The sequence below is a fragment of the Paraburkholderia sp. BL21I4N1 genome, assembly GCF_002973525.1.
Classification (GTDB): domain Bacteria; phylum Pseudomonadota; class Gammaproteobacteria; order Burkholderiales; family Burkholderiaceae; genus Paraburkholderia.
The window spans coordinates 63,508-89,480 of sequence record NZ_PVEN01000023.1 but is presented as its reverse complement, the minus strand read 5'-3'; the positions used below and the strand labels follow the sequence as shown (position 1 = coordinate 89,480).

At 59.2% G+C, this 25,973-nt stretch carries 19 protein-coding genes and 2 pseudogenes; 11 read left to right on the top strand and 10 right to left on the bottom strand.

Annotation, left to right across the window (positions count from 1 at the left end):
• Positions 1-500 precede the first annotated feature (500 nt).
• From B0G83_RS34580 to B0G83_RS34560, 5 genes are all read left to right on the top strand, one after another.
• Positions 501-1,190 carry an ABC transporter permease gene (locus B0G83_RS34580; RefSeq protein WP_105511800.1) on the top strand — a complete coding sequence of 230 codons (690 nt, stop codon included), beginning with the start codon at positions 501-503 and terminating at the stop codon, positions 1,188-1,190.
• A 4-nt stretch (positions 1,191-1,194) separates the two neighbouring features.
• On the top strand, positions 1,195-1,893 hold the full coding sequence (locus B0G83_RS34575; RefSeq protein WP_105511790.1) for an ABC transporter permease: 699 nt from the start codon (positions 1,195-1,197) through the stop codon (positions 1,891-1,893).
• An 85-nt stretch (positions 1,894-1,978) separates the two neighbouring features.
• A complete protein-coding gene (locus B0G83_RS34570; protein WP_105511789.1) occupies positions 1,979-2,815 on the top strand; it encodes an ABC transporter ATP-binding protein in 837 nt (278 codons plus the stop codon).
• A 186-nt stretch (positions 2,816-3,001) separates the two neighbouring features.
• Positions 3,002-4,684, top strand: a complete 1,683-nt coding sequence (locus tag B0G83_RS34565; protein WP_105511788.1) for a phage integrase family protein — start codon at positions 3,002-3,004, stop codon at positions 4,682-4,684.
• Positions 4,681-7,662, top strand: a complete 2,982-nt coding sequence (locus tag B0G83_RS34560; protein ID WP_105511787.1) for a Tn3 family transposase — start codon at positions 4,681-4,683, stop codon at positions 7,660-7,662. Before B0G83_RS34565 ends, B0G83_RS34560 begins: the two co-directional genes overlap by 4 nt.
• Positions 7,663-7,804: 142 nt before the next feature.
• Here B0G83_RS34560 and B0G83_RS34555 read toward each other — a convergent pair whose 3' ends face one another.
• Positions 7,805-8,674, bottom strand: a complete 870-nt coding sequence (locus tag B0G83_RS34555; RefSeq protein WP_105511786.1) for a LysR substrate-binding domain-containing protein — start codon at positions 8,672-8,674, stop codon at positions 7,805-7,807.
• Positions 8,675-8,766: 92 nt separating this feature from the next.
• Between B0G83_RS34555 and B0G83_RS34550 the strand changes: the two genes are divergently transcribed.
• Positions 8,767-9,837: a nitronate monooxygenase family protein gene (locus B0G83_RS34550; protein WP_105511785.1), complete on the top strand. Its 1,071-nt coding sequence runs from the start codon at positions 8,767-8,769 to the stop codon at positions 9,835-9,837.
• A 165-nt stretch (positions 9,838-10,002) separates the two neighbouring features.
• Here B0G83_RS34550 and B0G83_RS34545 read toward each other — a convergent pair whose 3' ends face one another.
• Positions 10,003-11,181: a PLP-dependent transferase gene (locus tag B0G83_RS34545; RefSeq protein WP_105511784.1), complete on the bottom strand. Its 1,179-nt coding sequence runs from the start codon at positions 11,179-11,181 to the stop codon at positions 10,003-10,005.
• Between the two features lie 233 nt (positions 11,182-11,414).
• Between B0G83_RS34545 and B0G83_RS34540 the strand changes: the two genes are divergently transcribed.
• Entirely contained in the window at positions 11,415-12,308 is an 894-nt protein-coding gene (locus tag B0G83_RS34540; RefSeq protein WP_105511783.1) for a LysR family transcriptional regulator, read from the top strand.
• Positions 12,309-12,393: 85 nt separating this feature from the next.
• Here the strand turns inward: B0G83_RS34540 and actP are convergent, their stop codons facing one another.
• The 3 genes from actP to B0G83_RS34525 all read right to left on the bottom strand — a co-directional run bounded on the left by actP (position 12,394) and on the right by B0G83_RS34525 (position 15,468).
• On the bottom strand, positions 12,394-14,046 hold the full coding sequence (actP, locus tag B0G83_RS34535; RefSeq protein WP_105511782.1) for a cation/acetate symporter ActP: 1,653 nt from the start codon (positions 14,044-14,046) through the stop codon (positions 12,394-12,396).
• Positions 14,043-14,279 carry a DUF485 domain-containing protein gene (locus tag B0G83_RS39645; protein WP_374954967.1) on the bottom strand — a complete coding sequence of 79 codons (237 nt, stop codon included), beginning with the start codon at positions 14,277-14,279 and terminating at the stop codon, positions 14,043-14,045. The genes actP and B0G83_RS39645 overlap by 4 nt, the downstream gene beginning before the upstream one ends.
• 187 nt (positions 14,280-14,466) lie before the next feature.
• Positions 14,467-15,468: a nitronate monooxygenase family protein gene (locus B0G83_RS34525; RefSeq protein WP_181157159.1), complete on the bottom strand. Its 1,002-nt coding sequence runs from the start codon at positions 15,466-15,468 to the stop codon at positions 14,467-14,469.
• 107 nt (positions 15,469-15,575) lie between these two features.
• Between B0G83_RS34525 and B0G83_RS34520 the strand changes: the two genes are divergently transcribed.
• Positions 15,576-16,526, top strand: coding sequence for a LysR family transcriptional regulator (locus B0G83_RS34520; protein ID WP_105511779.1), 951 nt, complete (start codon positions 15,576-15,578; stop codon positions 16,524-16,526).
• Positions 16,527-16,734: 208 nt separating this feature from the next.
• Here the strand turns inward: B0G83_RS34520 and B0G83_RS34515 are convergent.
• Positions 16,735-17,667 (bottom strand): annotated as a pseudogene (locus tag B0G83_RS34515) (acryloyl-CoA reductase).
• Positions 17,668-18,145: 478 nt separating this feature from the next.
• On the opposite strand from B0G83_RS34515, the gene B0G83_RS34510 reads away from it, so the two are divergent.
• On the top strand, positions 18,146-19,324 hold the full coding sequence (locus B0G83_RS34510) for a YbfB/YjiJ family MFS transporter (RefSeq protein WP_258168454.1): 1,179 nt from the start codon (positions 18,146-18,148) through the stop codon (positions 19,322-19,324).
• Positions 19,325-19,660: 336 nt separating this feature from the next.
• Positions 19,661-20,845 carry an NO-inducible flavohemoprotein gene (gene hmpA, locus B0G83_RS34505; protein WP_105511777.1) on the top strand — a complete coding sequence of 395 codons (1,185 nt, stop codon included), beginning with the start codon at positions 19,661-19,663 and terminating at the stop codon, positions 20,843-20,845.
• 405 nt (positions 20,846-21,250) lie between these two features.
• Here the strand turns inward: hmpA and B0G83_RS39640 are convergent.
• The 4 genes and pseudogenes from B0G83_RS39640 to B0G83_RS34485 form a co-directional block, all read right to left on the bottom strand.
• Positions 21,251-21,653, bottom strand: a pseudogene (locus tag B0G83_RS39640) (VOC family protein).
• A 233-nt stretch (positions 21,654-21,886) separates the two neighbouring features.
• On the bottom strand, positions 21,887-22,852 hold the full coding sequence (locus B0G83_RS34495) for an alpha/beta fold hydrolase (protein ID WP_105511776.1): 966 nt from the start codon (positions 22,850-22,852) through the stop codon (positions 21,887-21,889).
• A gap of 1,064 nt (positions 22,853-23,916) precedes the next feature.
• Positions 23,917-24,309, bottom strand: coding sequence for a tautomerase family protein (locus B0G83_RS34490; RefSeq protein WP_105511775.1), 393 nt, complete (start codon positions 24,307-24,309; stop codon positions 23,917-23,919).
• Positions 24,310-24,508: 199 nt separating this feature from the next.
• Positions 24,509-25,126: an XRE family transcriptional regulator gene (locus tag B0G83_RS34485; protein WP_105511774.1), complete on the bottom strand. Its 618-nt coding sequence runs from the start codon at positions 25,124-25,126 to the stop codon at positions 24,509-24,511.
• Between the two features lie 43 nt (positions 25,127-25,169).
• Here B0G83_RS34485 and B0G83_RS34480 point away from each other — a divergent pair, with 43 nt between their 5' ends.
• Positions 25,170-25,739: a B3/4 domain-containing protein gene (locus B0G83_RS34480; RefSeq protein ID WP_219849058.1), complete on the top strand. Its 570-nt coding sequence runs from the start codon at positions 25,170-25,172 to the stop codon at positions 25,737-25,739.
• Positions 25,740-25,973: the final 234 nt, after the last annotated feature.

The window sequence follows — 25,973 nt, the reverse complement described above, 5'->3', positions numbered from 1 at the left end:
GGCCTCTCGATGAGATATCTCGGCGATCATGTGGCCGCGTGGCGGCACTCGTCGGTCCCCGCCGATCCAGGTGCGCGGCCCGCTGAATTGCGCACATCGTTCAGGCGGCCGCGTCCTGGGCCGGCCGGCAGCTTGCGGCGCACCGTGCCGACGTCCCCGCGTATTAAAAGACCGGGCCGCTTGACGTGCCTGCAACTATCTAGATAGAACTTGCGAAAACGGCGGCCGGGTTTGGTGCCAATTGCCAGCGGCCAAAGGTCCGGCATTTGGAGACCATCAGGCTAACCACTGCTCATCGAAAAAGGGGCCGTTACCTATTCTATTCTCCCACGCCCTTGTTGAAGGAGATGTGGGACAAGACGCTGCTGCGTGCCCGGTGAGTCCCCCTTCCGAGCCGCCCGGATTTTCCTTGCCGCCTGGGTGACTGAATGGTTGCCGCACAACAGAGATGCGGGGCCCTCGGCTCGCCGTTTTCTACCTTAACAAGCATGGAGACGCATGTGTTTCTATTCGGATTTGGTCCGCAGCTGCTCGCCGGCACCGTGCGGACAATTGAATTGTCGGTGCTGTCCCTTGCGGCCGCGGTTGTCCTTGGCCTCATGGGCGCCGTCGCGAAGCTCTCGCTAAACCGTGGTTTTCGCGCAATCGGCTCAGCGTACACGACCTTGATACGATCGGTACCGGACCTTGTCCTGATGCTCCTTGTCTTTTACAGCATCCAGATTGCGGTCAACAATCTTACCGACGCCCTGGGTCTCTCGCAATTTGATATCGACCCGTTCGCGGCAGGCGTCCTGACACTCGGCTTCATCTATGGAGCCTACTTCACCGAAACGTTTCGGGGCGCATTCCTTGCAGTGCCGCGCGGCCAACTGGAAGCGGGCGCCGCCTACGGAATGAATGGGGTTCTTGTTTTCCGGCGCATCCTGTTTCCTCAAATGATGCGCTTCGCACTTCCGGGCATCGGCAACAACTGGCAGGTTCTGGTCAAGGCGACTGCACTGGTCTCCATTATCGGCCTGGCAGACGTTGTAAAGGCTACACAGGATGCGGGTAAGAGCACGTTCAAAATGTTCTTCTTTGTTATGTGTGCCGCGCTCATCTATCTCGCGATGACAACCATCTCCAATTTCGTGCTGTTCAGGCTCGAGAAACGATTCTCGACTGGCGTTCGTCACGCGGAACTCTAGGCTCATGATCGATATCCTTACACAGTTCTGGCGCGCTTTCCTGTATTGGGACGGGCAGCGCGTCTCCGGCCTCGCCGTCACCCTCTGGCTGTTGGTGGCGTCTCTCGTAGTCGGCTTCCTGATGGCGGTGCCCCTCGCGGTGGCTCGTGTCTCCATGAATCGCTGCATAAGCATGCCCGTGCGTTTCTACACGTGTGTCTTCCGGGGCACGCCGTTGTACGTGCAATTGCTTCTGATCTATACGGGTATTTATAGCTTCGACTTTATTCGGTCGCATGAGCTTACCGATGCCTTCTTTCGAAGCGGTTACCACTGCGTAATTCTTGCGTTTTCGCTTAATACGTGCGCCTACACGACCGAGATATTCGCTGGCGCGATGCGCTCGATGTCTCACGGTGAAGTTGAGGCGGCACGCGCCTACGGAATGAACTGGTTCACCCTGTACAGACGCATCATCATCCCTTCCGCGTTGCGAAGGTCCCTGCCTCTTTACAGCAACGAGGTGATCCTTATGCTGCATGCCACCTCGGTTGCTTTTGCGGCCACCGTGCCTGACATCCTCAAGGTCGCCCGCGACGCCAACTCTGCAACCTACCTGTCGTTCCAGGCGTTTGGCATTGCCGCGCTGCTTTACATGACCATCTCCTTCGCCCTGGTCGTTGTCTTCCGGCGTGCTGAACGTCACTGGCTCGGCTACCTCTGACCGCGTGCTCACTAAGCTCGCACGTCGGTGTCCAGCCAAGGTGTCCGACACACCGGTGCTTTAAAACTAACGATAAGGGATAAGAATGTTGAGGGTCACGACTCAGACAGAAGCTTGCAAGTTAGAAGTTCACGACATCCACAAGCGCTTCGGAGACCACGAGGTACTCAAGGGCGTATCCCTGAACGCAAAAAGGGGCGACGTTATCAGCATCATCGGGGCAAGCGGCTCGGGAAAGAGTACGTTTCTTCGTTGCATCAACTTCCTCGAACGACCGAACTCCGGGCGCATCTCCGTCGATGGCGAAGCGGTAAGGACGAACACCGATAAATCCGGCTATCTCGACGTCGCGGACCCGAAGCAGCTGCAGCGGATCCGATCGAAGCTCTCAATGGTGTTCCAGCATTTCAATCTCTGGGCGCACATGAACGTTCTTGAGAACATCATTGAAGCGCCGGTACATGTGCTCGGGCTGCCACGTCGAGAGGCGGAAGAGCGCGCGCGTGAATACCTGGAAAAAGTCGGTCTCGCACCGCGCGTGGAGAAGCAGTATCCCTCGCATCTTTCTGGCGGCCAACAGCAGCGTGTCGCGATTGCTCGCGCGTTGGCGATGAACCCTGACGTAATGCTGTTTGATGAACCAACATCTGCGCTCGACCCGGAGCTGGTGGGTGAAGTTCTAAAGGTAATGCAAAAGCTCGCAGACGAAGGACGCACAATGATTGTTGTTACGCATGAAATGGGGTTTGCCCGCAATGTATCGAATCATGTGGTGTTTCTTCATCAAGGACGCGCGGAGGAAGAGGGGCTTCCTGAGGAAGTACTGGGCAAGCCACGCAGCGAACGACTCAGGCAGTTTCTCTCTGGCAGCCTCAAAGAGCCCGCGACCGTGAGAAAACTGCAGGCAACATCTGACATGTGATCGGTAATACGAACCACTCCGATGAATCATAGTCTCGCCGCCGGCGGCGAACGTGCGAGAAACGGGCGGTATATCGATAACCCTTATTATCGATAGGGCTGCATTTTTCGGTGAAACTCTCGTTTCGGGAAACGCGCCACACCTGAGCGGCAGCTCCGCTGCCATCCCGTTGCCTATAATCTCCGGATGCCGAACGTTCCGTCGCCACCATCCTTTCCCGGCAGCGCGTCCATGTCCGCGCTGCGCGCGTGGTACGCGGGTGTTGGCTCGCGCGAGGCGGTCGAGCGCTATTGCCCGCAGGCGCTCGAAGGTGAACAGTCGGCGCGCGGCATGATCGGCCGCATTCGCCGGCAACTCGTCGCTTTTGCCCTAAGCCGTCATCGCGACGATCTGGCCCAGCCATTCCAGTGCGCAGCCGGCGAACGGACGCGTCACCGCAAGGCCGCAACCCGGGCGCTGGACATCCTGCCGACGCTTGCGGTCCCGCAACCGTGGGTAAGCGATCCCATCGGAGCCTGGCTGCCGTCTCGCGTCGTCCCCGTGCTGCATCAGCATGGCATCCGGACGCTAGCCGATCTGACCGTCCGCATCCCTCGTCGCCAGCGCTGGTGGCGCACGATTCCCGGACTCGGCATGCGCAGCGCACGCCATATTGAAGCCTTCTTTGCCGCCCACCCGGCGCTCACCGAACGCGCCCGCGCGCTGATCGTTGTGGCGACGCCGGAACCACCCGTGGTGCCATGGGAAAGCATCCGCCTGCCTCATGACGTCGACGGTTCGCGCGGCGCCTTCCGCGCGCCGAAGCCTATGTGCGTGCTCGAGGCCGATAACGACCATCAGGCGATCAGCGCCTGGCTCGAACGGCACGAGGCCGCTGAAACGCAGCGCGCTTATCGCCGGGAAGCGGAGCGGCTGTTGCTGTGGGCGATTGTCGAGCGCGGCAAGGCGCTGTCCTCGCTCACGAGCGAGGATGCGACCGCTTATCGCGCGTTCCTGCGTCGTCCTGCACCCCGTGCCCGGTGGATCGCACCGGCACGGCCGCGATCGTCGTCCGAGTGGCGGCCGTTCACGGGTACGCTGTCTCCGGATTCCATCGCCTATGCGCTGTCGGTTCTGAGCGCAATGTTTCGTTGGCTGATCGAACAGCGTTACGTGCTCGCGAATCCGTTCGCCGGCCTCAGGGTACGTGGCGCGCAGCGCAATGGCGAACTGGACATCTCGCGGGCCTTCACGGCCAGCGAATGGGAGCTAATCCGGACGATTGCCGATGGCCTCGAATGGTCGCATGGCTGGGCTGTTCCCGCCGCGCAGCGTCTGCGCTTTCTGCTCGATTTCGGTTACGCGACCGGTCTGCGCGCGGGTGAGCTGGTCAGCGTCACACTTGGCGGCATCGTAACCGGCGCGCACGGCGAGCGGTGGCTTCACCTCACTGGCAAGGGCGCGAAGGCTGGCAAAGTGGTACTGCCGCCGCTCGCGCGATTTGCGTTGGACCAGTACCTGATGCAGCGCGATCTGCCCGTGAGCCCCGCACGCTGGTCACCGGATATGCCGCTGCTCGGCCACCTCGACGAATCCGGCGGCATCACCACGCCGCGCCTGCGGGAGGTGCTGCGCCGGTTTTTCCGGACCGCCGCCGACGCCATCCAGGCTGACCACCCGGCACTCGCCGACAAGCTGCAGCGCGCGACGCCACACTGGTTGCGGCATACGCACGCGACATTGGCGCTGGCCAACGGTGCAACGCTAACGACCGTACGCGACAACCTGCGTCACGCGTCGATCACGACCACCTCGATCTACCTGGACGACGACGAAGTCCAGCGTACCCGGCAGATCGAGCGAATTTTTACGCGGCGGCCGCCGGTATGAGCACCGTCCACGAGACCATTTATCCGGTGCTGCCTGCTGAGCCGGGCACGGCGGAGCTGAAAGTGGCATTCACTCCGAGCGCCGCGGAAATCCGCTTCGTGCGCCGGCAATCCCGGCAGGAAGCCAGCGCGGTCCTGATCATGGTGCAGTTGAAGCTGCTGCAGCGTCTCGGTTACTTTCCGATGCTCGTGGATGTGCCGCCCGTCATTATCGATCACATCCGGAGTGCGATGCGGGCCCGCGCGCTGTCCCGAGCGGCGATCGCGCGGTACGACGTGTCCGGCACCCGCATCCGTCACCAGAAGCTGCTGCGCAGCTGGCTCGACATCCGGGCGTTCGATGCGAGCGAGACAGCGTGGCTTACTGAACTCGCGTCGGCGGAGGTTCGGACAAAGATCGAACTTCCCGATCTCGTCAACGTGCTGATTGAGGAATTGGTCCGACGCCGGTATGAGCTGCCGCCGCTGGCGACGCTGCAGCGCATCGCCACGCAGGCGCGCAACGATTTCAACGAAGCGATCTATGGGGCCATCGTCGGCGCACTCGATGCAACACTCATCGAACGGATCGACACGCTTCTCGTCGTCAAGGCCGGCAAGTCTGGTTGGGACGATCTGAAACAGGAGCCGAAGCGACCAGCCGCGCGGGCGATTGCCAGCTTCCTCAAACATATCAACGGGATCAGAAAACTGGCGGAAGGCTTGCCGGCGCCGCCCGCGATCCTGTCTGTCAGCAAGCGGGCCCAACTGGTCACCGAAGCGCGGGCGCTCGACGTCGCGGAACTGCGCGCACTCAAGACCGCGAAGCGTCATGCGCTCGCTGTCCTGTTCATCCAGGCGCAGTTGCAGAAGGCGCTTGATGATATTGCCGAGATCTTCATCAAGGTGGTGCGCAAGTTGGAGTCCTACGCGAAGGTCCGGCTGCAAAAATATCAGCTCGAACACACCGACGTACTGGAGGGACTGGTCGGCCAGTTTCGGGACGTCCTGCAGATTCTTCAGGATGAGGAGGTATCGGAACGCCAACGGCTGCCGAAAATCCGTGAGACGCTCGGCGACCCGACCGAGGCGCTCGCGCAGTGTAACGAGCACATCGCCTATGCCGGACAGTTCGACCTGCCGTTCATGCTTGTGCCGTACCGCAATCAGCGCGCGCTGCTGTTCCAGTGCCTGGACGGGCTGCCGCTGCGATCGAGTTCGCAGGACCGTGCGGTATTGGTCGCACTCGCGTGGCTACAAGGCTTTCGGAACGCGCACCGCGAATACCTGCTGCTGACGGAGAACGACCTCGCGAACCTCCCGCAGGACTGGCTTCCGGAAAAATGGGAGCGCGCGGTGTTCCCGCACGGCCGGGATAGCCGGATGCTGCACCGCCGGTTCTTCGAGCTGGGGGTCTTCAGCCAGATCATGCGGGAGCTAAATGCCGGCGATCTTTACGTCGAGGGTAGTGATCGCTTCGACGATTATCGGGTGCATCAGGTCTCTGATGAGGAATTCCGGTGTGAGCTGCCGCGCTACTGCGAGATCGTGGGATTGCCCACGGACGGCAAGACCTTCGCGAAGGATCTGCGAGACAAGCTTAACGCGGCGCTCGACGAGACCGATGCGAATTTCCCGACAAACGACAGCATCGAGTTCGTCGATCAGGAACTCGTCATTCACAAGCCGGGCAAGGAGCCCGAGCCGCCGAACCGCACGCTGATCGACCAGGCCATCACGGCGTCGATGCCGCAGATCAGCATCCTGGATCTACTCACCGAAACCGAGCAGTGGCTGGACCTGCATAAACTGTTTGGACCGCTGTCCGGGTTCGACGCGAAGATCGACGATCCACGCAAGCGTTTCATCACGACGCTGTTCTGCTACGGCTGCAACCTGGGTCCCAGCCAAACAGCGCGCTCGGTGAAAGGGCTCAGCCGCAAACAGGTCGCCTGGCTGAACCTGAAACACATCACGGAGGAGCGGCTCGACAAGGCGAATGTGAAGGTGATCAACGCGTACAACCAGTTCGCGCTGCCGAAATACTGGGGCAGCGGCAAGCGCGCGTCGGCCGACGGCACCAAGTGGAGCCTGTACGAGCAGAACCTGCTGTCCGAGTATCACGTTCGCTATGGGGGATACGGCGGGATCGGCTACTATCACGTGTCCGACATGTACATCGCGCTGTTCAGTCACTTCATCCCGTGTGGCGTCCACGAAGCCGTCTACATTCCCGATGGACTGATTCTGAACGGCGCCGACGTCAAGCCCGACACGATCCATGGCGATACGCAGGCGCAAAGCGGTCCGGTCTTCGGTTTGTCGTACGTGGTGGGCATCAACCTGATGCCGCGAATACGCAACATCAAGGACCTCGTGCTGTACAAGGCGGACCGGCGTCGCAAGTACAAGCACATCGACAGCTTGTGCCGCCAGTCAATTGACTGGGCAATGATCGAACGGCACTATCTCGACATGATGCGCGTCGCGGTGTCGATCAAGGCAGGCAGGATGACGCCGTCGACGATTCTGCGCCGGCTTGGCTCTGAAAGCACAAAGAACAAGCTCTACTTCGCGTTTCGGGAACTGGGGCGCGTGATCCGGACGCCGTTCCTGCTGAAGTATCTGGATGACCCGGAGTTGCGTCGCACGATTCACGCTGCGACCAACAAGAGCGAGCAGTTCAACGACTTCGCGCAGTGGCTGATGTTCGGCGGTGAAGGCGTCATCGCCGAAAACGTCCGGCACGAGCAGCGCAAGGTAATCAAGTACAACCACCTCGTCGCGAACATGGTGATCCTGTACAACGTGCAGTGGATGTCGCGCAAGCTAAAGGAACTGCAGGAGAAGGGGCATCCGGTCGACGCCGAGGTGCTCAAGGTGCTGTCGCCGTACCGGCGGGAACACATCAACCGGTTCGGGGACTATCTACTGGATCTCCAGCGCCCCGTTCCACCGCTAGATTCGACCATCGATTTCGCATTCAAATCAGCCGCTTAGGCTGAGATGTGGCGGATTTTTAACGAATCCCGGTCAAGCCTCTATCTGCATCCATTCATATCGTTGTGCACGACGTGTGTGTCAGCGTCCATCTCAAACGATGTCAACGCGTGTCGCGCCATGACGTTGTTTCAGTCAATCTTCAGATTCTTCGGAGCTGCCCGGCAAGATTCTGGAATGCTGGCACATCGTAGTCGTTGCGCCAGATCAGGCAGGTTTCCGCGTAGCCCGCATGCAACGTCTTAAGAGACTGCGGCGCTTTGGCCAGCTCAAGGACACTTTTGGGTAGCAACGCAACGCACGCACCGGCGGACACGCATGCAATCATTGCGTGGTACGAGCCCATCTCCTGTACGTTCCAGTCGGTCGTGTCGGCTATGCCCAACCGCTCTTCCGCGATAGCGCGATACGTGCAGCCCTGCGAAAATGCTGCCAGCGATCGCGCCCGGACATCGGCCGCCCGACGCACCGACGATTCGCCGGGAGGCAACAGCAACAGCAATTCTTCCCGCCACACGCTTTTGGTCAATAGCCCCATATCCTCCAGTGTGACGTCATCGCCGATACCGGGGGGCAGAGCGAGAAAGGCACAATCGAGGCGGCCGGTGCGGACCTGCTCGAGCAACTGCCGCGAAGGCCCGGTCGTTACTTCCAGGCGGGTCGCCGGAAAGCGTGTGTGATAGCCCGCCAAAAGGACGGGGAGGCGACTGGCAGCAGTACTTTCCATGCATCCAATGCGCAATGCCCCTCCGTCCAGTCCGCCCGTCACCACGTGACGCGCCTCTTCCTCCAGCGCCAGAAGCCGCTGCGCATAGCCGAGGAAGCATTCGCCCGCCGTAGACAGGCTCATGCGTTTTCCGGTCCGAACGAACAATTCGACCCCTACGTCTGCTTCCAACTGCTGAATGCGCGTCGTTACGTTGGACTGAACACGCCCTAGACGTGCGGCGGCGCGCGTGATGCTCAGCTCCGCTGCCACGACACAGAATATCTTGAGCGACTCCAAATCCATGCTATTCTCTATTGAGGAATTATTTAAGGATTATATTCTATTTTCGGGATTCAATCAGACTCCGCGCATGTATTCTTGAAAGGAGATATTTCATGAGTTTGTCCAGCGACTTCACCGCTCGACTCGGCGTTCAGTACCCAATCATTCAGGCACCCATGGCCGGCGTGGCCACCCCTCGACTAGCGGCGGCAGTGTCCAATGCCGGATGCCTAGGCTCACTCGGCCTGGGCGCGAGCACGACTGCACAAGCGCGCAAGATGATAGAAGAGACGCGGGCACTGACGAACCTGCCATTCAACGTGAACGTCTTTTGCCACGGGGCTGCCCAGCGAGATGTGGCGCGCGAATCGGCCTGGCTACAGCATCTCGCGCCTCTATTTGCGGAAAGCGGGATCGATGTGCCGGCGTCCCTTGACGAGATCTACAAGACATTCGTTGGCGATGAAGAAACGTTCAATATGTTGCTCGAACAACGACCCGCCGTCGTCAGCTTCCACTTTGGACTTCCCCCGCCCGATTGCATCGACGCCCTGCGCAAGGCAGGCATCGTTACGATCGCGAGCGTGACCAACGAAGCAGAAGCCACTTTGGTTGAGCAAGCTGGCATCGACGCCATCGTAGCCCAGGGAATCGAAGCCGGAGGTCACCGGGGGATGTTTGATCCCGACGCTGTCGATGAGGGCCTCAGCACAGCAGTGCTCGTACGCATCCTGGTCCGCCAGACAAAGCTGCCGGTAATTGCCGCTGGGGGAATCATGGACGGTCGAAGCATCCAGGCCGCACTGGATCTCGGAGCGGCAGCAGTACAACTCGGAACGGCATTCATTCTTTGCCCGGAATCCGCGGCGAACGAAAGTTATCGGACAAATCTGAAGCATGAGCGAGCAAAGACGACTCGACTTACGACGGCCCTATCAGGGCGCCCAGCGCGTGGCATGGTCAATCGCCTGATCACCCACGGCAGTGCTATCGGCAGCCCCATACCCGCCGACTATCCAGTCGCCTACGATGCAGCGAAACGGCTCCATGCCGCCGCCGCCAAACTCGGCAATCATGAGTTCGCTGCACAATGGGCGGGACAGGGGGCACCACTGGCTCGTGAACTGCCCGCCGGCGAACTGGTACGCACACTGGTCGAGGAGTGGCAGAGTGCGGTCGGGTAACGCCACTTTCGATCCGTGTGCCGCGACCTGACTTTTGTCCCTGCTGACGCGATCCGCGCATTCGTGCGCGGATCGTCGACAGCAAGATTTAGCTCCATCGCAAAAAAGCGTTCGCTGCGCGGGGCCGGCAAGTAGGCTGTCAGGTGGAATCGTAGCGTCTAGCCGTCAACCGCCAAAAGATCCACGCAGCGCCCGGGCAAGATCTTCCCGCAAGTCGTCCGCGCTTTCCAGACCAATCGAAAAGCGCACCAGATGACCTGCATAACGTCCCGCACCGTCGCGGATGCTCGGAAGGTCATAGGGCATCACAAGGCTCATCGGTCCGCCCCAGGATAGCCCAATTCCGAAAAGCCCTAGCTGGTCGCAGAATGAATCGACGTGCGATGATGTATAAGCGTCGTCGACGAGAACGGAAAAGAGTCCCGCCGCAAGGCTGCAATGTGTCGCCCAGTGTTCGTGGCCCGGACTCCCTTCAAGCGCCGGGTGGAGAACCTTTAGGATGGCGGGTTGCGCGGCCAGCCATGACGCAAGATCGCGAGCGGTTGCATCATGCAGATGATATCGCGCCTCCATCGTCGGAAGACCACGCAGCACGAGCTCGACGTCATTGGCGCCTACACCCATGCCCAAATCCAGGTATGCGATCCGAAGCCGGTCATGCAGTGCATCATCGTTGGTTGTCACCGATCCCATCAATACATCGGCCCCGCCCGAAGGATATTTCGTCAAGGCGTGAACGCTGATGTCGACTCCGAGCTCGAAAGGTTTGAACGCGATGCCCGCCCCCCACGTGTTATCAAGCGCAACAACTGCGCCTTTGTTTTTCGCGATCGCTATCAGTTTACGAAGATCAGGGAACTCCATGGTGATAGAGCCCGGCGCCTCCATCCAGACGAGCTTCGTCCTTGAAGTCAGCTTGCGCTCCAGGTCGGCTGGGTCCATTGGGTCGTAACACTGGTGCGTGATGCCTAACGGGGGCAATGTAGTACGTGCGTGTCGCAACGCGGGCCCGTATACATTCGACGGAAGCAATAACTCATCCCCAACCGAAAGGAGGCCAAGATTGACGAGTGCGATGGCTGCCTGTCCGCTAGGCCCCAGCAGGCAGTGACGCGCGCCTTCCAGCGCGCACAAACGCTGCTCGAGCGTGTAAGTCGTCGGCGTTCCGTAAAGGCCGTAACTGTATCCGTCGCGCAAGCCAAATGCCTTAACTCTCTCGCGCACCGTGGCCGCGTTGGGAAACAGTACTGTCGAGCCCTTGAATACTCCCGGCGGAACCGCCTTGTAGCCTGCAGGCGGAACGTAGTTGTCGTGAATGAGCTTGGTACTGATATCTTTAGCCATTGTCAAACCCGCAGTCAGGAAAAAATGCGAACGAAGTTCTTCGTTTGCGACAGTTGAACGCGCGGCCCCGAAAGACTGCGGCAACGCGATCGTATCCGCATGACCGCAAGGTGCCGCAATCTTGATTTCGCACTGTACGCGCAGGAATCGCGCTTCACCACCCGGAAAAGAATCACTGGCCAGTGCAAATTTGCACAGCCACAATACTCACCGGCTCTTCTTTGGAAAGACTCATGAATATTAACCGGCTGAGCTGGGACGATCTGCGCGTTTTTCTGGCCGTCTCGCGCGCCGGCAGCTTTTCGAATGCAGGCCGTAGTCTTTGCATGGACCACGCCACCGTTGGCCGCCGAGTTTCTGCACTCGAGTTCGCAATGGAAACGCCACTCTTCGAGCGAGACCGTCATGGTTGTCGCCTCAATTCACAAGGGCGCATGATACTGGCTCATGTTGAAGCGATCGAAGCGAACCTGCTCTCGCTCACTGACACGCTGGAAAACGGCACTCCCGCTCCCGCCGGGCACGTGCGCGTTGCAACAATGGAAGGGATTGCGTCGCTTTATCTGAGCGAGCAGTTCGCCCGCTTCAAGGAGGTACAGCCAAGCATCACTATCGAACTCGTAACGTCGTCTCACGACGTGCGCATCTCACAGCGCGAAGCCGATATCTTTCTCAGCTTCTTCGAGCCGCATGGCCTCAATCTCGAAGTGTCGCGAATCGGACGTTTTCCATTGCATCTCTATGCGAGCGCCGATTATCTCGGGCGGCACGGAACACCGATTTCGGTTGATGCATTCCGCAATCATGCGTTCGTCGGTTACATCGACGATCTGATCCAATTGGACGCCGTGCGGTGGCTCGACGAAGCGATCGCCGGGCCGGCAATCGCTTTCTATTCGAGCAGCATGCTCGCGCAGATGTTCGCGGCAGTCGCTGGCGCCGGGATAGTCATGTTGCCGGCGTTTGCGCGCGCTGAACGCTTCGGTCTCGTACCAGTGCTGCCTCAGCTTATCCAGGTAAACCGCGATGTCTGGGTGAGCACGCATCAATATCTGAGCCGGCTGCCGCGAATCAAAATCGTGCTCGCCTTTCTCAAGGAAACATTTGCCATGGACTTCCCGCTTTAGCCGATGCAGACGTCCAACTCTCGGGAAGGCCTCAGCGCTCGCCTCATGCGCCTGGCACGATCTCTGGATAGCCGAAGCGTGCCGACTAATGGCTGACGGCAGACGACGAGGCACCGTATCCTGTCTCGCCGCGCACTGCCTGTCGGAAAAAAGCTCCTCGTTCGCGTGCGGCCCGTTCACTGCTGTCCAATTTCGACACCACCGCCGCCACAATGAACGCGAGCGGCAATGAGAACAGCGCCGGGCTATCGTATGGATAGATCGCGCTGGCGTTGTGCAATACATTGACCCACACGACCGGCGACAGCACGACTAGTGCAACGGAGCTCGACAACCCGCAAATGCCTCCCCACAGTGCACCAAGCGTGGTCAAGCCACGCCAGTACATGGACAGGATCAGAACAGGGAAATTTGCTGATGCAGCGATGCTAAACGCCAAGCCAACAAGAAATGCGACATTCACTCGCTCGAAGACAATTCCTAGGCCGATCGCGACTACGCCCAAAGCAACGGTCGCCAGCCTGGAAACACGCATCTCTTGCTTTTCGGCCGCATTGCCGCGCATTACGACTTTAGAGTATAGATCGTGCGAAATCGCTGACGCCCCGGCGAGCACCAGGCCGGACACGACCGCCAAGATGGTCGCGAACGCAACAGCTGAGAGAAAGCCGAGAAAAACGTTTCCGCCAACCGCTTTCGCAAGGTGCATGGCGACCATGTTGCCTCCCCCGATCAAGCCTTTGACTCTCTGTCCGTCCACGAAGAATTCAGGGTCTTGTCCGACAATCACGATCGACGTATAGCCGATGAGAATCACGACGAGCAAAAAGAAACCGATTAGACCGGTAGCAACAAATACTGACTTACGGGCTTCTTTGGCATTGGGTACCGTAAAGAAACGCATAAGGATGTGTGGCAATCCGGCGATACCAAAGATAAGACCGATCGCGACCGAGATGGCGTTGACGGGAGACGACAGGATCGTTCCGGGACGCATGATGGCATTGCCACGCGGATGCGCCGAAATTGCCTCCCTTGCGAGCTGCTCAAAGCTAAAACCGAACTTACTGAAGGCCATTAGCGCTAGTGACACACCTGCCACCAGCAGGAGCGCTGCCTTGATGATTTGCACCCACGTCGTTGCAATCATGCCGCCGAAGATCACGTAAATAACCATGAGAACGCCAACTACGACGACAGCCGCGGAATATTGAAGTCCAAAGAGCAACTTGATAAGCTGGCCCGCACCCACCATCTGAACCATTAGATAGCAAATTATGACTGTGAGGGAACTTATGGCGGTAAGAATCCTTAACGATTTTTGATCAAGGCGAAATGAGACAACATCGGCCAATGTATATGTCCCCAGGTTTCTCAGTCTTTCTGCGACAAGGAACGTCACTATCGGCCATCCGACAAAAAATCCGGTGACGTAGACAAATGCGTCGTATCCGGTCGAGAAGACGAGACCCGACATACCCAGCAGCGTCGCAGCCGACATGTAGTCGCCCGCCATCGCAAATCCGTTCTGCAAGCCCGTGATGCCGCCTCCGGCAGTATAGAAGTCGCTGGTCGAACGAGTCCTTTTTGAAGCCCACCACGTGATGACAAGTGTCGAAAGCACAAAAACGAAGAACATTGAAACCGCCTGTATATTTGCTGAACCTCCCGCCGGCCTGACGGCAGCAAATACTGATACGGGAAAAAGCACCACGAACAAAATAGCGAGCCGTATCATCGTGCACACTCCTTCAGAAGGGTTGCAGAAAGTGCATCCAGGCGTGAGCCCGAGACGTAGACATACCATCCTGTCACGAGCCATGAAAGAACAACGACCAGCGCCGCCACCGGTATACCTACGGAGACCGCGCTCCCGACTGACAACGTCTTGGCAAGCCACTCAGGTCTGAATGCAACTACCAGGATAAATAGCCAGTAAATAGCAAACACCGATCCAGTCGTGGACCACATTAATCTTGATCGTGTACGGACAAGTTCGGCGTAGCTCTCCGCACTTCCGATTTGGTCCAGGGCATGGACGTAAAGGGCATGCTCACGATTGCTCTCCATGCTATGGCCTCCTAATTCACTTGACATATCGATTTTATTAAATTCGATCGCGCGACCGATCCTGTGCGACCGGCTTGTTATTGGTGTGTTAGCGGGTCTTCAAGTGGTCTAGTACGTTCGCCAGGATTGCCTCGGCGTCCCTGGTCGTGCGAGCAAGGATCTCCCTGATCGGCAGGATCCCGTCGATGAGGGTAGCGGACATGCCGGCATAAAAGGGGCCGAGAGACCAGGCTTCCCCCATGCCAGACCATGGAGTCGAGACTGCATAGCGTCGCACCGGGTCTTCGTCCACCGGGGTGGCAATGATGTCCCCTTCTCCCGGTCGAGCGCCACTAGGCGGGCAGCCAGCGGCCTCCCACGCAGCGACAGTCTCGTTCCGGATAACCCGGTGCGGGGAGTCCGGCCACCCGCCGTCAAACAACGTAGTTTCCAACAAGTCGCTAGCCGTTGCCTTCACCACGCTTCGCTTATAGCCATCTGGCAAGTTGCTTTCCTCGCTGGCAACAAAACGCGTTCCCATCCATGCCCCCGATGCCCCGAGCGCGAGCGCCGCCGCAAGCCCTCTGCCATCTGCTATTCCACCCGCGGCCAATACGGGAACGCCGTTCGCCGCATCGACGACCACAGGGAGCCAAGACATCAACGGTGCCTCCCCAACCAGATGTCCTCCGGCTTCTCTTCCCTGACAGACGATGAAATCCACGCCGAGCTCACGAGCGCGGCGCGCTTCGTCCGGCCCCCTGACGGTCCAGAAAACGTTCGCCCCGGCTCTTTTCGCCTGGCTCACATACTCGTCCGGTACCCCCTGCCATACGGAGACGTTCTTTACGCCCAACTCGAGCGCGGTCGCGAGTCTGCGTCGCTGGTCAGCAACCAGCGTGAGGTTCACACCGAAACGACCTGCCGTGCGCTGGATGATTGGTTCAAGTTCGCTTGCGACCTTGTCTTCTTTCATGTGCAACAGGGCTACGAACCCCATGCTACCGGCATCCGCCAACGCCCCAAGGTAGCTTGCCGACGAGCCGCGCCCTAACGGCGCGGACACAATCGGAAAGCGCAAGCCAAGCGATTTCGTAAGCAACGTCTCCATAATGTCTCCAGTATTGCGGCAGGAATTGGGTTGACATCTTCTGGAAACAAAATGATCATCGGAAGCGAATTCTACGGAACGCAGCATTCTGACTTTCTGAGGGCGGCATGGATCTGGTTGGTTTGCAAACTTTCGAGATGGTTGCGAGGATGGGAACGATCGCAAAGGCAGCGGAAGTGCTTCATTGCGCCCCCTCTAACATAACAAGCCGGATCAGGAAGCTCGAGCACGATCTGGGCGTGATGCTGTTCCATCGCCACAGTCGCGGAATGCACCTCGCTTACGACGGCAGGACTCTCCTTCCCTACGCACGCCAGCTCGTGCAACTCGTCGCCGATGCGCGAGGCGCGCTGGAAGGTGGTGGGAGCATTTCTGGCTGCGTAAGACTGGGAGCGATGGAGACCACCGCAGCATTTCACCTGCCAACTGTTCTGCGAGCCTATCGTGATCACCTGCCGAACGTGCAGCTCGAACTGTCGACTGGTCCCACCGCTGCGTTGATCGACGATGTGTTGAATTTTCAGTTGGATGGCGCGTTCGTGGCGGGTCCGGTAGGGCACCCCGGTCTCAACGAGGACCTCCTGGCTGAGGAAGAACTCGTCCTGATTGCTTCGAACAGGTACGCCGACATGGACAGCCTGTTCCACGCACATGCCCACCCTACTCTGCTCGTCTACCGCGCCGGGTGCCAATATCGCCAGCGCCTTGAAGCTTTTCTGTACTCGAAGGGCGTCACTGGCGTACGAGCGATCGTGCTCGGCACGATGGAAGGCATTCTGGGGTGTGTCCAGGCGGATTTGGGCGTCTCGGTCTCGACACGATCTGCTATCCAAAATATCTCGAGAACCTACAAAATTTCCATTCATAGCTTGGAACCGAGTTTTTCGAGCATTCAGACCGTGTTTGTTACTCCGAAGCTCATTCGGGAAAGTCGTGCGATGTCGGAATTCAGGCGATGCCTAACGAGCGAGTACTGTGGTGCTGCAAGCCTGGGGCGCCCGGAGGAATGTCGAAATCAAGATGACAGTCGGAAAACCGCGATGGGCATGGACGTTTGATGCCACGCGAGACGCTGCTCCGACGCCGCGTCTGTCTAGCCGCGTCATCGATAACGCGAAGGCCGTGGCGGAGCTACCACCATACACGGGGTCTGCCGCTGAACCTCTGATGCTTCGCGAGCGCATCGACTGCCGCGTCGTGAATAACCCAAGCTAGGAGCGGACCGGATGCCCCAGTCCGCAAGTCAATCGTTGCATACGGGCAGCTTTAACGATTGACGTCTACGACCAGGCGCCCCCCGATCCTACTGGCTAGCAGCTCGGCTGCCGTGGGAATTGCGCCGCTCGGTCCGATCGCATGTGTCATGGCGTCAATCTTGCGAAGATCAAGGTCACGACTCAGGCGCCCCCATGCTCCGGTGTGTTCGATCGTCGGACGAGTCACGCTGTTGACGCCCAGCAGACTAACACCGCGGAGGTTGAAGGGCGCAATAGTTGCGGGCAAGTCCAGCCACTGAGCTAATCCGCATGCCGCGACCGCACCATCAGCACGCAGACCCGCGCAGACTTTGGCGAAAGTATGGCATGGCTGCCAATTGAATCGATCGCCGTCGCCCAGCGTTCCTTTTGCATTGGATTGCGCGGCCCCGAGAATGTGCGGCGATCACGACTTCCTCCGCGCCTAGCCCACGCAGATACCCGATCTCCTCGGTCCGTCCGGTCGACGCGACGATGCGGTACCCCAGTCTCGCCAGCAGCGCCATTGCAAAGCCTCCCCCGCCGTTGCCCCAGTGACCAGCACATCTCCCTGCTCCGGCTTCAGGCCATGTCGCTCCAGCACGAGAATCGACAGCATGGCTGTGTAGCCTGCGGTTCCGATCGCCACTGCCTGCGGGGCGGTCGAGCCCAGCGGCGGCGGAATCAGCCATTCCCCCCGCACGCAGGCCTTCTGCGACAGTCCGCTGCTGCGTGCCTCACCGACGCCCCAGCCGTTGAGTAGCGCTCGATCATGAGGTCCATAGTCGGAATGATCGGAGGCTTCGATCGTACCGGCGAAGTCGATGCCAGGCCCCAACGGGAATTGACGTACGACCGGCCCCCTGCCAGTAATGGCAAGGGCAACCTTGTGGGCGAGCATGCTGTAGTCAACGCGCACAGGCGCATTGCCTGACGGCAACGTGGACTCATCGAGTGCGGTCAGGCGCGCACGATAGGCTGCATCATCCTTCTCGACTCATATTGCCTGGAACATGGTATTCATCCCTCATTTGACGGTGGATATTGCATTCGTGCATCTCGGACGTCGATTCCCCTTCGATGTCGAGACGGCGCGGATCAACCCTACCTGGCATACCAGCGTAGCGTGGACCAACAGCAATAGCGGCTACTCCTTAGGCAAGATGGCGAACGAATTTGATCGACTCTCACGTTCGCAAATGCGGAATATAGTTATATAATAATTCTCCATTAGAGAACTAACGAGCGCGGCACATCGTATTTCAATGGTCCGTAGCTGACGAGTTGAGCCTCACTCACGCTTCGGCACACACGTTCAGTGGTGGGGGCGGACACGAGCGTTCCTATCGCAGTCGGCGCGAAGCACCGCCCGATATCGCCAACCTCAAATGGAAGACTCAACAAATGGATCCGGTGACTTTTACCATTCCGGGAGAAACAGCGTGAATGCCTCGTCATCAACCTGGGCCCAACGCAATGCATTGGGCCCATCGCTCGCTGCTGCTGCAGTCCTGGCTATCGGCATGGGATTCGGGCGCTTCGCCTTTACCGGCCTCTATCCGTTGATGATCAGTGACCAGATCCTGACCGTTCATAGCGGAACCTTGGCCGCATCCGCAAACTATGCAGGTTACCTGGCTGGCGCGCTGCTGGTGGCACGTGCCCGACCTTCCGACGCGCGCGGTCTGTCCATCGCAACCGCCATCATCAGTATCATCTGCATGGGTGCGTTGGCTTGGATTCACGGTCCGTGGGCTATCGTCGTGATCCGTGGACTCGCTGGTATTGTCAGTGCGATTTCGATGATTGCTGCGTCGCTCTGGCTGCTTCAGCACATGGGGCACTCCCACGGCGCGCCGCTTTTGTATTCCGGTGTCGGCGCGGGTATTGTCCTGTCCGCGGAACTGATTGCGGCAGGCCATGCCACCGGGCTTGACAGTTCAATGATATGGCTCGTCCTGGCAATCAGCAGCTTGGTCATGGCGCTCGGCGCGATGCCCGCCCTGGGAACCCAGCCGAAGCCCGAGTTGCATTTTGGCCGCGATGGCAGCGGCGCACGCGAGGACAATAGCTCCATACTCGACGCGGTCCGCCTGATTGTCATTTACGGCCTTGCCGGGTTCGGATACATCATCACCGCAACTTATCTTCCTCTCCTGATCAAGGGAGCCCTGGGCTCGGTGAATCCGATACAGGTCTGGGCCGTCTTTGGTCTTGGCGCCGTGCCGTCGTGCTTTCTTTGGCACACGCTGCAGGTCCGGTATGGCACGCGTTTTAGCCTCGTACTCAATCTTGTCGTACAGGCGATCGGCGTCGTGCTCCCGGCACTGGATCATTCCGCGCTGTCGTACCTCACAAGCGCCTTACTCGTAGGCGGCACATTCATGGGAACCGTGACCATCGCGATGCCGGCTGCGCGGCGTGTCGCACATGCGGTACGTTTCAACATGCTCGCCGGCATGACAGCAGCCTACGGGATCGGCCAGATCGTCGGGCCACTGGTGGCCAATGCGCTGTACACCAATAGCCACACCTTCACTGGATCACTCTTTACCGCAATGGCCACGCTGATCCTCGCGGCAATCCTGGCGATCGGCGTCGGTCCCGCCCATATCCATTGATCATTTCACATGGACGGGCTCTGGGATCGTGACCGGGTGGACGATCTGTTTGCGCGGTTGCCGGCAACCGATATCGACGCGGCGGCGAGCTGCGACTTCACGTCATCGCGAAACATCCGTGTCACAACGTGCCCTGTTGCGCCGGGGAGAATCACTGACAGTGAAACGAAGCATCATCAATTGGCATTTTACGTGAAGTGCCGTCTCGCCTATCGTTCGAGAGGTCCCGCGCGAGTCGCCAAATAAGTGCGACGACCGCCCGAATGATCTGTGGCTGGCAACTCTGGGTGCCTTGAAAACGGCACCGGGACCAGCCCCTCGAGGAGTGGCTTTTCCATGCTGACAAACGCTCAACGCGATATCATCAAATCGACTGTCCCGCTGCTGGAAACGGGCGGGGAGATGCTCACCTCCCATTTCTACAAGCTTCTGCTCGCCGAAAACCCACAGGTGCGCCCCCTCTTCAATCAGGCGCACCAGACAAGCGGCGTGCAGCAGCGCGCACTAGCCAACGGAGTATTGCAGTATGCCCGCCACATTGATCAGCTCGAAGCCCTAGGACCACTCGCGGCACAGATCGTCAACAAGCACGTGGCCCTGCAAGTTCAGCCAGAGCACTATCCGATCGTGGGTGCATGCCTGCTGCGGGCGATCAGCGATGTACTCGGCCCGGAAATCGCCACCGGCCCTGTCATCGAGGCTTGGGGCGCGGCATATCAGCAACTCGCCGATCTCCTCGTTGCCGAGGAGCATCAGGTTTATGACAGACTCGCGATGGCGCCGGGAGGATGGCGGGGCGCTCGACCCTTCCGCGTCGTACGCAAGATCCCGGAGAGCGCAGAGATCACTTCATTTTACCTGGAGCCCGTTGATGGCGAGCGCGTCGCGGACTTCGCTCCAGGCCAGTACATTGGGCTGCGTCTGACTATCGACGGCGAGGAAATTCGCCGAAATTACTCACTGTCTGCCGCACCGAACGGTCACCGCTACCGCATAAGTGTCAAACGCGAGCATGGCGGCAAGGCGTCGAACTACCTGCACGACCACGTATTGGAAGGCAGCACCGTGGACCTGTTTCCTCCGGCAGGCGAATTTACCCTTCTGGATGACAGCGCTCCTGTAGCCCTGATCAGCGGCGGCGTCGGCATTACGCCAACTCTGGCCATAGCCGAGACTGCTTTGACATCCGGGCGGCCAGTTGTTTTCATCCACTACGCGCGCAATGAACGGGTTCACGCCTTCGGCGGCTTGCTCGACGATTGGACCGCACGTTACCCTCAACTGCAGGCGTATGTTGTCTACGAGCATGTCGATTCGGCAGACAAACGCACGCCTGACGCAGTCGGCCGGCCCACTTTCGAGCAGTTGCGTCAGTGGCTTCCGGCCGATCAGGCGTTCAATGCGTATTTCCTCGGCCCGAAGCCGTTCATGGGTTTCGTGAAGCGAACGCTGCGCGATCTGGGGCAGCCCGACGAGCGTTGCCGATACGAGTTCTTCGGCCCGGCAGAGGCGCTGGATTGACAACGAAATGATAGAGTCGACTCCTGCTCTCGCTGTATTCGGTCTGCAGGAGACTCGCGCCCGCGGACAGGAACTCGCTATCCGGCGTCGTGCTCGCCAGAGTCCCGCCGGGTAAGGACGCCGGAGCCGGCTCGCTTTCGCCGAGGCGATCTATTGAGCCGGATAAGGAACAAGACCGTCTCGGCGAAAACTGCTGGTCGTACGAGAGGCCGTCGAAGTGGCGTGGGAATGACTCAACGCACCGGCTGTACGGTCCTCTAGATGCGTCGTACCTGGATGCACCCGCACCCACAGGACGATGCAGTTGTCGTGAGGCCACAGCAGCCTGTCTGCGCGAGTCCGAAACCTGTCCGCACCGTACTTCGTCCTCGCGCAGCAAGATCAGGCATGAAGTGGATTTACGACTCACTGGACCAGACGCGGGTCGTAGTCGAACTCCACCCGAATGCCGCCAGGCTCGTGCACCATTGCATGGCGCTTCGGTCCGGCTCCGAGCGCCTTGGGTGAAAATTAGACTCGCACTCCAGGCCACTGGGATACTTTCCAAAACACTCTCACAAGGGCATCTTCACTCGCGAGACGAAGCGCAAGATGGTGAAGCCCGATGTTGGTCTTGCGATCGAATTCAGCTAGCGAAGTCTGGTTCTTGACTTCCCACAACGTCAATGTCATCGCACCGTCCGACACGAAAACGGCGGGATACTCGGACGCTCGCCTACCTGGCACCAGCCGAGACATTCAATAAAAATCACGTGTGGCCGCAAGATCAGGCGACGGTCAACCCGATATAGTCGATACCGACAGTCAAACGGGGCGTTGCTCATGCACCCTTCTCCTCACGCGTGTTTACGCATTCGATCTGTTTGACCGATCACCATGACCGACCTATCCGACCTTTCCTCGCTGTCCGACGTGCCACCGTAGTCCGGCGCCAGCCGCCGACGCGAAAAATGCCCAAACGTCCGCCGGCTCGCACATGATTCCGCCCGGACGCGCTACACAACACAACTTCCTGCCGACCGGTATGGTGTTCGAATGTCCTCAACCCCGGGGCAGGCGTCGCATGAAGCCGTGAACGAATGCTGCAATCGCGTCGGGCTGTTCGTCCAATGCGAAATGACCGGCGTCGATCACATGAATATCAGCTTTCGGAAGATCCCGGGCGTAGGCTGCCGCTTCCGCGACCTGAAACGACGGGTCGTAGCGCCCCCACACGACGAGCGCCGCCGGTTGCGCCCTCCTCATCCAGTCCTGCCATGCTGGATAGGACGCGACGTTCGTCCGGTAATCATAGAAGAGCTCCGTCTGTATTTCCTTCTGACCCGGTCGGTTCAGAAACGCGTACTCGTCGGCCCACAGATCCGGGGCATACCGCTCGGGATTAGGCGTCGATCCCAGATGACGTTGTTTCGTCGCCTCCAGAGAAAGGAAGTTGCCCTGCAGGGCGGCTTCGTTGGCTTCGCGGTCAGCCCAGAACGCACGGCGCTTCTCCCACAGAGGGCCAAGCCCGTCCTCATGCGCGACCGCATTTTGCACCACCAACCCGGCGACCCGCTCCGGATGCGCCATCGCAAGCCGGAAGCCGATCGGACCGCCATAGTCCTGCATATACAGCACGTAACGCCTGAGCCCGAGCGCTTCGACGAAGTCATTGGTCACCGAAGCTATGTGATCGAATGTGTAGGCAAAGTCCGTCTGGGAAGGTGCGGAGCTATGACCGAAGCCTGGATAATCCAGTGCAACGAGGTGATATCGATCCGCCAGCCGCGCGAAGAGCGGTTCGAACATGCGTGATGAGGACGGAAAGCCGTGCAGCAGCAATATCGTCGGCGCATCGTTTGGGCCAGCTTCGCGATAGAAAATATCGAGGCCGTCGACCTTCACCGTTCGATATGTGGTCGGATAACGCGCAGCACTACTGTGTGCGGATAAATGGGTGTTGTCGTTTGCCGCAACCGCAAACGATGCGGCTAGCGATGTGATCAACGTCAAAAAACTCTTCTTCATCGTCGACTCCCGTGAAATTTACAACCCGCATGACGAGTACAGCGAACGCATACCCGAGTATAGGGGCCTGCGGGTTTGTACAGAAGCCGTCGATCGTTCGACACAGTGTCCGTTTTGACAGGACAATCTGATGCCGAGTGTGCGTTACAGAATTACTCGCACGGCGAGTGCGCTTGGCTACACGCTGGCATCCGGAACGCTCCCAACCGTATCTCTGGACGGAGGAATTTTCGATGGTGCTGAAGGCGAAGACCAGTTCGGCGACTGCCAAGCCGGGTTCGCCCCACGCAACATCATCTACCGTCGATGCACTCCTGTCCTGGTTCGCCTAGGCTGCCGCAAGCAGACGCCAGCGCATTGCGTCCAATCATTCGGCAGGTTGCACCTTTTCAATTACAGTGAAAATTCGAAGTCAACAAGAGTATTCGATAAATCCGGACGATACGTTGAAGAGCGATGGCCGAACGCGTCTCGATGAAACGAGATCTAGCCGTCGCGCTTCGGCACGAACGGGAGGCCGGAAAACTTCGCAGTCCGCTATAACTCGCACCGGCTATGGCCGCGCCAAAGAGCGCACGTTCCCTGGAAACTCCAATCTGAGCGGCCGCCTGGCCGGCGAAAGGCAGCAGCTTAGCAAGGAGGCATTGGAGCGCTGAGCGCAGGATCGTACCCGCGCAGCCGCGCGTTGCTGCATCGCGAGTTCCATGCGATAACACCACACATGAAAGGCTGAGCGGAAAGGAAGTTTGCCGGCTCGCGCGCAAGAAACAGTTGGTTGAGCAATCTCATTTCGAGCGTGGTATCTCTTTGCCCGCTCGATTCTCAGCTGATACTGGAACGCATTGCCGCAATAGCTCGACGCTTCAGAAGAAACAGAGCGCCGTCGCCGCTGCGCGAGCAACGCCCCTGACAGCGTGTCTTGATCGTTGCTCTTCCTTTGTCGGGGATCAGATTGCCCGTCAGCGGATCATAAAGACGCGCCCTCCCTGGTTACATCAAGAAGGGCTTCATCGGCCTTTACGTGTCAACGAGCGGCCGCCGCGCGGCATCAAAGCTGGCCGGCATCACGTCAGATCCTTGGTAATGAACTGCGCGCGCCCCCCGCCGAAAGACCAGTCAGCGTCGTCGTTCTCGACAATCGAAACGATCACGTCGTCCGGCGAGATGCCACACTGCGTTTGCAGGTTCTCGACGAGCAACCGGTAGAACTCAATTTTCTGCGCTTCGGAGCGCTTCCGGCTCACCGCCGTCAGCAATACGACGTCTTTTGAACGCCTGTAGCCGAGCCCCGTATCCTCTAAGACCAATTCTCCAGGGCGATGCTGCGTGACGCATTGGTATCGGTCGGAAACCGGTACATTGAAGGCCTGCACCATCGCCTCGTGCGTTGCGTCGAGAAGGTTGCGCACCTGTTCGTCGGTGCGGCCCTGGATGAGGTCGAATTTCAGCATCGGCATGGGAATTTCTCCTTGGAAAAGACAGCTTCACGGCGGCACCCGGGCATCGGGACACGCCCGGTGTGCCGTGTTTCGGGAACAATGCCTACGAGAAGGTCGACTCCGCATCACGAGCGGCTGACCGCATCGCTTGTCGTCGGCTCCCGTTGCGTCGCGCGTACGATCGAAGCAAATTTGCACGCAGTGTTATCACACTCATTCAAAACAACGTCGCCAGTTGATGAAGCTCGGCAACCACCATCGTGAATATCAGCTTTGCCGCGTCATTATTCGCGTAGCAATGGGGTGCATCTGTCTTCGCCGCTGCCGACGAACCGGCAGAGACGGCGAGCTCCGCATCCCCTACCGTCATCGTGAGTCGCCCATGCTCCACATGAAATAGCTCGAACGTTCCCTGCGGATGTCCGGGCGACTCAAACCGCTCTCCAGGCTGCATTTCCCAGCGCCACAATTCAATCATGTTCGGCCCGCTCGTGCCTGCAAGCAGACGCGCCGACCCGCCCTTGGGGCCGGCCCACAAAGTCGGGATGTCCGTGTCCGCAATCAGACGCATCGACGGCGCACTAGCTACGTCGACGATGTCCGCCACCGACACACCCAACGCCGCCGAAATCCTGCACAGGATCGCGATGCTTGGATTGGCAGCGCATTTCTCAATCTCGACCAGCATGCCTTTGCTAACGCCAGCGCGCCGCGAAAGCTCATCGAGCGAGAGCTTGCGCTCCTTTCGGTACCCTTTGATCCGGGCGGCAACCGCCGCACTGACGGCTTCGACGTTTGCTCCCGAGGCGGTCGATATATTGACTTTTTTGGTCATTGGTCGGCATTATAGGACAAGATAGTCACCGGTGCAGTTTCCAATGTTCAGAGTTCTTCCGTCAATCGATCCGGCCATTGCGAGCCTCGCGCCCGGGTTTCGCGCGCTCAGCATCAGCGTTGAGCCCACCCGGATCGTCGACCCGAGTGTCGGCGCCAAAGCTCTGGTGCGGACTTGCCAGGCATTGACTGCCAACGACTCAGGATGGAAAGGAACTCATCTGTCGGCCTGGGCGGAGTTGTTCAGGAAGTTCAGAGCCAAGCCACAACGGACGCCATGTTCGGCTGATGCCTTGCGAAAACGCGCGATGCGCGACGGCAGCGTTCCAAGCGTGAACCCCGTAGTCGACCTGTACAACGCCGTCAGCATTGAATACGCCGTTCCCGTCGGCGGCGAAAATTTTGCCGCCTACATTGGCATGCCGAGGCTCGTGATTGCCAAAGGAACAGAGCACTTCGACACCGTAAAGGACGGTGCGCCCGTCCACGAAATGGTTGACGCAGGAGAAGTCGTTTGGCGTGACGATCACGGCGTCACATGCCGGCGCTGGAACTGGCGTCAGGGCCAGAACCAGGCTGGATTCCGATGCAAAACAGATGTGATTTATTCTTGAAAGCTTGCCGGTCATGCCATTGGAAGCGCTGCATGAAGCAGGCGCTCGATTGGCCGACGGGCTCAATCTTATGATGCCAGGTGCGTTGATCGATTCGAGATTGATCGGCTTCGGCTCCGACTAGCGGAAACCGGAGCGGCCGCCGGTTTCCTGCTGCCGCCCGAAGCCACGCAGGTCGTCGCACTCGCCAGGAGGGGCGCCGCCCTCTTCACTGCGGATGCCGCCGTGCGCAGC

Bases quoted from the DNA above. Each gene is read 5' to 3' on its own strand.
- B0G83_RS34575 (WP_105511790.1), top strand. From the start codon at position 1,195: ATGATCGATATCCTTACACAGTTCTGGCGCGCTTTCCTGTATTGGGAC.
- B0G83_RS34570 (WP_105511789.1), top strand. From the start codon at position 1,979: ATGTTGAGGGTCACGACTCAGACAGAAGCTTGCAAGTTAGAAGTTCAC.
- B0G83_RS34565 (WP_105511788.1), top strand. From the start codon at position 3,002: ATGCCGAACGTTCCGTCGCCACCATCCTTTCCCGGCAGCGCGTCCATG.
- B0G83_RS34560 (WP_105511787.1), top strand. From the start codon at position 4,681: ATGAGCACCGTCCACGAGACCATTTATCCGGTGCTGCCTGCTGAGCCG.
- B0G83_RS34555 (WP_105511786.1), bottom strand. From the start codon at position 8,674: ATGGATTTGGAGTCGCTCAAGATATTCTGTGTCGTGGCAGCGGAGCTG.
- B0G83_RS34550 (WP_105511785.1), top strand. From the start codon at position 8,767: ATGAGTTTGTCCAGCGACTTCACCGCTCGACTCGGCGTTCAGTACCCA.
- B0G83_RS34545 (WP_105511784.1), bottom strand. From the start codon at position 11,181: ATGGCTAAAGATATCAGTACCAAGCTCATTCACGACAACTACGTTCCG.
- B0G83_RS34540 (WP_105511783.1), top strand. From the start codon at position 11,415: ATGAATATTAACCGGCTGAGCTGGGACGATCTGCGCGTTTTTCTGGCC.
- actP (WP_105511782.1), bottom strand. From the start codon at position 14,046: ATGATACGGCTCGCTATTTTGTTCGTGGTGCTTTTTCCCGTATCAGTA.
- B0G83_RS39645 (WP_374954967.1), bottom strand. From the start codon at position 14,279: ATGTGGTCCACGACTGGATCGGTGTTTGCTATTTACTGGCTATTTATC.
- B0G83_RS34525 (WP_181157159.1), bottom strand. From the start codon at position 15,468: ATGGAGACGTTGCTTACGAAATCGCTTGGCTTGCGCTTTCCGATTGTG.
- B0G83_RS34520 (WP_105511779.1), top strand. From the start codon at position 15,576: ATGGATCTGGTTGGTTTGCAAACTTTCGAGATGGTTGCGAGGATGGGA.
- hmpA (WP_105511777.1), top strand. From the start codon at position 19,661: ATGCTGACAAACGCTCAACGCGATATCATCAAATCGACTGTCCCGCTG.
- B0G83_RS34495 (WP_105511776.1), bottom strand. From the start codon at position 22,852: ATGAAGAAGAGTTTTTTGACGTTGATCACATCGCTAGCCGCATCGTTT.
- B0G83_RS34490 (WP_105511775.1), bottom strand. From the start codon at position 24,309: ATGCCGATGCTGAAATTCGACCTCATCCAGGGCCGCACCGACGAACAG.
- B0G83_RS34485 (WP_105511774.1), bottom strand. From the start codon at position 25,126: ATGACCAAAAAAGTCAATATATCGACCGCCTCGGGAGCAAACGTCGAA.
- B0G83_RS34480 (WP_219849058.1), top strand. From the start codon at position 25,170: ATGTTCAGAGTTCTTCCGTCAATCGATCCGGCCATTGCGAGCCTCGCG.